Source organism: Pseudanabaena sp. SR411, from assembly GCF_002251945.1.
Classification (GTDB): Bacteria; Cyanobacteriota; Cyanobacteriia; order Pseudanabaenales; family Pseudanabaenaceae; genus Pseudanabaena.
Map to the genome: position 1 here is coordinate 1 of NZ_NDHW01000257.1, position 1,227 is coordinate 1,227.

Annotated in this window: 1 pseudogene; it reads right to left on the reverse strand. The window is 41.2% G+C overall.

The features are described from left to right. A pseudogene (locus tag B9G53_RS27780) lies at window positions 1-1,096 on the reverse strand (hypothetical protein); the annotation flags it as partial. Window positions 1,097-1,227: the final 131 nt, after the last annotated feature.

Sequence of the window (1,227 nt, forward strand, 5' to 3'; positions counted from 1 at the left end):
CCCACCTGCCAACGCTATTATTTGCTCCCTGCACCTGTTTCGTAATTGTTTTTCTCATTCCATTACGAGCGGAATGTGGGCTACGATGATGCCATTCACTATTGCGATCGGGATGCGGAATAGAATTTTGTAAAAATTGTTGATAGAGCTTTTGTTCTACACTACCAATTGAAGCAATTCCATCACTATTTTTGTCATTCTGAAAAGCTTGCCATACAGTTTGTCGATACAGAGCTTCAGTATGGGTGCGCTGATAGTGAGATGCAAAAAATGATGCGTCTTGACGACCATCAGAGAAAGTCAAGAGTTTGCGCTTGGTGGAAATATTTGTATTTTCATCACTTTGAATTGGTTCAGGTAATAGCCCAAATAGACTATCAATAATCACTTCAAGCGGTGCGTCTGTACTAGATGCAAAGCGCCGTAAACTAGGAGTATCACTTCGTCCCGCACCACAGGCAGGACATTTGGGTAAGTATCCCACTTTGTTGTCTTTATCCAGATGCAGAACTAAATGATATTGTTTGCCATTGACAGGTGGAAGATTTTGGCTTGATTTTGAAGGTGATTTAGATTTAGCTTTTGATTTCCCTTTGGGTGTTACCTCTGGTAAGTTCAAAATTGGCTGTCCTAGCCAACCCATACCATGATTTTCTTCATACAGGATAAATTGAGAAAAACTCAGGCTGTTTTGATCTTCAGGATTAGGTTCTGGAAATTCTGTCTCTTCTTCCTCATCCTCGGTAATGCTATCTAAACCGCCTGAAGTAAGAGTATAAATATTGTCCTTGTTTTCGATAGCAGCAAGCGATCGCGGTAAAGTTGTAAGCTGATTGCCAGCAAGCCTGACTAAACTATAAGCCTGTCCACATTTACGACAACTAGACAGCTCGATCACAGGGGCTTGGCAATCTTCGCATTTAGTTTTTTCGCTGAGATAGAGACGACCATAGCGATTAGGACTAGGGTTGTGCGGATCGCACTCTTTCCCCGAACATTCAGGATTTACACAAGCAAATAGCCCCTCAATACTACGGAATAGTAAATGTAGTCGTACTGGTAATAGGGGCAAATCGTTCGCATTTTCTCTTGCCAAAGTTCCTAGTTGGATTAAATTGGCTAGTAGACAGTCAAAGGATAATTGACGGGTAAAATAAAGGCATAGGAAAGAGCTAAGGAAAAAGCTATGCCAGCAAAACGATACAAAGTGAAGTTAAGTGAAGAAGA